The following is a 1,312-nucleotide window of genomic DNA, read 5'->3' as shown; positions in this document are numbered from 1 at the left end:
GTGTTAGTACAAAAATTGGAGAGTACGATTGTAAAGACARTTCGTAAAGGGGATGTCGTTACTAGGTGGGATGAAAATAAGTATGTTATTGTGGCGATTGATAACGGACATGAAAAGTCGACAATAACAAAGCGATTAATGAAAAATATTGAAAATGAAATAGAAAATGGTTTGTTAAGTATGACGCTATTATTTGGAGCTGCTAGTTATCCAATAGAAGGAAAAACCTTTGAAGAATTGTTAAGAAAGGCACAAAATCAATTGTACCAGCATAGGGATTTGTAAGAAAATGAGTGAAACTTCGATTTGAAGAAATATGATATGAAGAAGTTTTGAATGTAACATTTTTTTGACTTTTATTACAAAAAGAACTTTTATTGTAATAAAAGTCTTTAAAAATATATGGAATAAGCATATAATTATGTTGGATGTGTCAATGCATTTTGCACAATGTGTTTCATTTTTAAAGTGTAGAGGAAAGCATGCTCTACACTTTTCCTTTTTAGGGAATGACAAGAATAATTGTAAGTTGTTGCAAGATGACATTTACACTGTGTAAAATGAACAAAGAAATTATTTGATAGAAAGCGGAAAGGAAATGATAGAATGATAGACGTGACAGAACAACGACCATCTTTTATCAGGTGAATTATTACTGTTGTTCTCCAAATTATTATGGCTGTGATGAATTCCGTTGTACTTTTATGTAATACATAGTATAAACAGGTTTTAAAAAGTGCCAAGTAAAAGGTAGATATGAAACTGCTATTTAGTTCAAAAATGTAATTTTGAGTAATACAATTTGTACAAGCATTATAAACAATATGAATGATTTTCGTAAAAAAGGTGCGAGTGTGGAGTTAATAAAAGGATAAATAATTTCATAGCTTTTTACACGATTATCGTATATAAGTAGGAGGAAAAAGATGTTGAAGTATAGTAAATTAGCAATTGTAACTGCATTATCAATGACTTTACTAGCGGGTTGTTTCGGGCCGAAACCAGAAGAGGAATTATATGTTGCATTTGAAAATGCTGCAAAACAAGAAAAAACAATGTTTGAAGATGCGAAGAAACTTGAAACTTTAGAAAAAGAGGGACAAGAATTATATAATCAGATTGTTCAAGAAGGAAAAGATAATAATCAAACTGTTAAGGAAAAACTGAACCAAGCAGTGAAAAATACAGATGAACGAGAAAAAGTGCTTAAAAAAGAAAAAGAATCTTTAAATAAGGCACAAGAAGAAGTGAAGTCAGCAGATAAATATGTGAAGAAAATTGAAGATAAKAAATTRAAAGAYCAGGCGGATAA

2 protein-coding genes are annotated in these 1,312 nt (G+C 30.0%); both read left to right on the top strand.

The features are described from left to right. On the top strand, positions 1–285 hold a 285-nt coding region (locus AC1DJR_RS30100), incomplete at its 5' end, for a diguanylate cyclase domain-containing protein (RefSeq protein ID WP_477004269.1). Positions 286–926: 641 nt separating this feature from the next. After that, positions 927–1,312 (top strand): YkyA family protein (locus tag AC1DJR_RS30095; RefSeq protein ID WP_477004268.1); only part of this gene is annotated, 386 nt, incomplete at its 3' end.

The organism is Bacillus sp. 05T31, from assembly GCF_056396725.1.
The sequence above is the reverse complement of the archived record's forward strand: the minus strand, read 5'-3'. Positions and strand labels throughout refer to the sequence as shown.